Raw genomic sequence first — 4,355 nt, 5'->3', positions numbered from 1 at the left:
TTAGCCTCTTCTTTAATTCCATTTAAAATACTTTCTCCGATTTCTTTTAAGTATTTGTTAACTATCCATTCTTTTTCTCCACTATATTTGACTTCAACGGTAACTAAATTTTTTTCTTCTTTTATAGATATAGAAATTTCGAATCTGTTCTTTCTTTCCGATCCAAGTTTGTATGTACTAGATCCATCTGTGTTTATTTTCCCTTCTATTTCGAATTTATCCTTAAATGAAAATAGTAAAAATCTTGAGAATCGCACAGTTATTTCATTTCTTCCTCTTTCTACCTGATAAGGAATGTAAGAGAGAATAAAATCTGGATCTTTTATAATACTAGATAAAGCCTTGATATCAGCATCAACTTTTTCTTCAATTATGTAACTCTTCATATATCTCATTATACAGTGTATGCTTTATAAAAGTTCTTTACAAAGAAGTTATGAAAAAACCTTAAATACAGTTAATTGTAATTATATAGTATTAAAGATTAAATCAACGCTCTTGGAGAAAGATTCGAAGAAGTAATAATAAATGATATAACTATAAGTATAGTATAAGTATAGTAAGATTTTTAGCACATAAATATGCAAACTATTGTTGTTCACTTACCTCAAGTAGTTTTACTTCTCCCTTGTATGTAGGATCGATTTCATTATATATTATCTTTCCATCTTTAAGTTTTATCAGATAAACTCTATCTTTAGCCTCTATTTTTGCTGTTATTTCTTTTCCTAAGCTATATTGAACTAATTTTTCCATTATATCAGATATATCAGCAAACTCTTCTTCGAAAGTTTCCTCTTCTCTTATTAGCTTAATAAAGCCAGAATATGTAAGAAGCTTTGTTAGAAATGAAGTTGAATCCTCTTCCTCTACTTTCTCTAGTTTCCCGTTGTTGAACGTAAGTGTATAAAGATTTTCATTCAAATCAATAACTGCAACTATTTCTTTACCTCTACTATCTTCAGTTAATTTCTTAAATAATTCTTGAGAAGTAAAAACTTCTTCTTTCTTCTTGTAATATTCTTGAATTTTATCTCTAAAGTTCTCAAGAAAACTTTTCATCGGTGAAGGTGCTAAAAATTCTAATGGGCCTTGATATTGTCCTTTAACTGAGACTACTATGCCTCTTCTGTTCTCTAAAACCTCAACAATAAACCTAAACATAGCTTTAGGAAAATCCATATAGCCTTCATGAATGACTTGGCTAGGGAAAATTGTTCTCTTCATCTTAAACTTAAAATTCATAAATACCTTAAACTTTGCAATGTACTCCTCCTGATTGATTATTTTGATATCTTTTAAAAACATCCAAAATTTTGGTAGGTTTACTGGACTGGCTACGAGCATCATAAATTCTTTTTTACTAACATTCAACGTGAATGTGATTTCTTTTTCTATCATCAAAAATATTTTAGTTTACTTTCTATTTAAAACTTTTCTTTATTTAATTTTCGATAAACGTAAACATAGCTTTAGAAATCTTTTAAATTGTTTAAACGATATCTTTTATTGCAATGTCAGACAAAAAGAAAAGGTCAAGTATAACTTATGGAGGATACGAGAAAGCACCTAACAGAGCTTTTTTAAAAGCTATGGGACTTACTGATGAAGATATAAATGCAAAGCCTATTGTAGGAGTTGCAGTATCTTGGAATGAAGCTGGGCCTTGTAACATACATTTACTAGGATTATCAAACGTAGTAAAGGAAGGTGTTAGAAGTGGCGGAGGAACTCCTAGAGTTTTTACGGCACCAGTAGTCATCGATGGAATAGCAATGGGAAGTGAAGGAATGAAGTATTCATTGGTGAGCAGGGAGATCGTAGCAAATACTGTAGAATTAGTTGTTAATGCCCATGGGTATGATGGCTTTGTGGCTTTAGCTGGGTGTGACAAAACTTCACCCGGAATGATGATGGCAATGGCTAGGTTAAATCTTCCTTCGATTATAATGTATGGAGGAACTACACTACCAGGTAACTTTAGAGGGAAGCCCATAACAATACAAGACGTTTATGAAGCCGTAGGTGCTTATTCGAAAGGAAAAATAACAGCTGAGGACTTAAGATTAATGGAAGATAATGCAATACCGGGTCCAGGGACTTGTGGTGGACTATATACCGCAAACACAATGGGTATGATAACTGAGGCTTTAGGACTGGCTTTACCCGGGAGCGCATCACCACCAGCTGTTGACTCTGCAAGGACTAAATATGCTTATGAAACGGGGAAGGCATTGATGCAAGTGATGGAGATTGGATTAAAACCAAGAGATATATTAACATTTGAGGCTTTTGAAAACGCTATTACAACATTAATGGCATCTGGAGGATCCACAAATGCGGTACTTCACTTATTGGCTATTGCTCATGAGGCCGGAATCAAACTAACGTTAGACGACTTCGATAGGATAAGCATGAGAACACCAGAGATTATGAATCTAAAGCCTGGTGGAGAATATGCAATGTATGATTTACATAGAGTTGGAGGTGTTCCCGTATTATTAAAGAAACTGTTAGATGCTGGCTTACTTCATGGAGATACGATAACTGTTACTGGAAAAACACTGAAACAAAACCTAGAAGAATACAAATTACCTAACGTTCCTCATGATCATATAGTAAGAGATGTAAAGAATCCATTCAACCCTGCTGGAGGGATAAGAATTCTCAAAGGTTCTTTAGCTCCAGAAGGCGCTGTAATAAAAGTATCTGCAACTAAGGTCAGATATCATAAGGGGCCTGCTAGAGTGTTTAACTCAGAAGAGGAGGCATTTAAAGCTGTCCTAGAAGAGAAGATACAAGAAAATGATGTTGTTGTAATCAGATATGAAGGACCTAGAGGAGGTCCTGGTATGAGAGAAATGTTAGCAGTAACTAGCGCTATAGTAGGTCAAGGATTAGGTGAAAAAGTTGCCTTAATCACAGATGGAAGGTTTTCCGGAGCTACCAGAGGAATAATGGTGGGTCATGTAGCTCCGGAAGCTGCAGTAGGAGGGCCAATCGCTTTACTGAGAGATGGCGATACAATAATCATTGATGCGAATAACGGAAGACTTGAGGTAGATCTACCTCAAGAGGAATTAAAGAAAAGAGCTGATGAATGGACTCCTCCACCGCCAAGATATAAGAGTGGACTATTGGCCCAGTATGCTAAACTAGTCTCATCTTCCTCTATGGGGGCTGTACTTTTAACATAAACCGTTTTTTGCTAAATTGTAAAGCTTATATTTTTAAAGTAAGCTTATATTTTTGAAATTCATATAACTAGATGATACTCATGAGGAGAACTCTAAAAGCTGCAATATTAGGAGCAACTGGACTAGTGGGGATCGAATATGTAAGAATGCTATCAACTCATCCGTACATTAAGCCTGCATACTTAGCAGGAAAAGGATCTGTAGGAAAACCGTATGGAGAGATCGTAAGATGGCAAACAGTAGGTCAAGTTCCTAAAGAAGTAGCAGATATGGAAGTAAAACCAACAGATCCGAAATTAATGGATGACGTTGATATTGTCTTTTCACCATTGCCACAAGGAGCAGCTGGGCCTATTGAAGAACAATTTGCAAAGGAAGGTTTCCCAGTAATTAGTAACTCTCCAGACCACAGATTTGACCCAGACGTTCCATTACTTGTACCTGAGCTAAATCCACACACAATAAGCCTAATTGATGAACAGAGGACAAGGAGAGAATGGAAAGGATTTATTGTAACAACTCCATTATGTACAGCACAAGGAGCAGCAATACCATTAGGTGCAATATTTAAAGAGTTTAAAATGGATGGTGCGCTTATAACTACAATTCAATCTTTGTCTGGTGCTGGTTACCCGGGTGTTCCGTCACTAGATATAGTTGATAATATATTACCACTAGGAGATGCTTATGATGCTAAAACAATTAAAGAAATATTTAGGCTATTAAGCGAAGTAAAAAGAAACGTAAATGAACCAAAGTTAGAAGATGTAAGCTTAGCTGCAACTACACATAGAATTGCAACAATAAACGGCCATTATGAAGTATTGTATGTATCGTTTAAAGAGGAAACTCCGAATGAAAAAGTTAAAGAAGCTTTAGAGAATTTTAAGGGAGAACCACAAGAACTAAAACTACCCACTGCGCCATCAAAACCAATTCTAGTGACTAACGTAGATAATAGACCACAAGTTTACTTCGACAGATGGGCTGGTGATATCCCCGGAATGAGCGTAGTAGTAGGTAGAATAAAGCAAGTTAACAAGAGAACGATAAGAATGGTATCATTAATGAACAATACTGATAGAGGGGCTGCTGGAGGAGGAATATTAGCTGCTGAGTTATTGATGGAGAAAGGATACCTAGAAAAGTAAATTTTTT

The 4,355-nt window shown here is 35.3% G+C and carries 3 protein-coding genes and 1 pseudogene; 2 read left to right on the top strand and 2 right to left on the bottom strand.

Annotated elements, in window-relative coordinates; genetic code table 11:
• Both AC3OCB_RS10795 and AC3OCB_RS10790 read right to left on the bottom strand, forming a co-directional pair.
• Positions 1-386: pseudogene (locus tag AC3OCB_RS10795) on the bottom strand (hypothetical protein); the annotation flags it as partial.
• A gap of 202 nt (positions 387-588) precedes the next feature.
• Entirely contained in the window at positions 589-1,401 is an 813-nt protein-coding gene (locus AC3OCB_RS10790) for a hypothetical protein (RefSeq protein WP_498342502.1), read from the bottom strand.
• A gap of 113 nt (positions 1,402-1,514) precedes the next feature.
• Between AC3OCB_RS10790 and ilvD the strand changes: the two genes are divergently transcribed.
• Both ilvD and asd read left to right on the top strand, forming a co-directional pair.
• Complete coding sequence (gene ilvD / locus AC3OCB_RS10785; RefSeq protein WP_498342500.1) at positions 1,515-3,197, top strand: dihydroxy-acid dehydratase; 1,683 nt, start codon at positions 1,515-1,517, stop codon at positions 3,195-3,197.
• A gap of 80 nt (positions 3,198-3,277) precedes the next feature.
• Positions 3,278-4,348: an aspartate-semialdehyde dehydrogenase gene (asd, locus tag AC3OCB_RS10780; protein ID WP_498342498.1), complete on the top strand. Its 1,071-nt coding sequence runs from the start codon at positions 3,278-3,280 to the stop codon at positions 4,346-4,348.
• Positions 4,349-4,355 lie beyond the last annotated feature (7 nt).

It is taken from the genome of Sulfurisphaera sp. (genome assembly GCF_059755235.1).
This window is presented reverse-complemented; position numbering and strand designations above follow the sequence as displayed.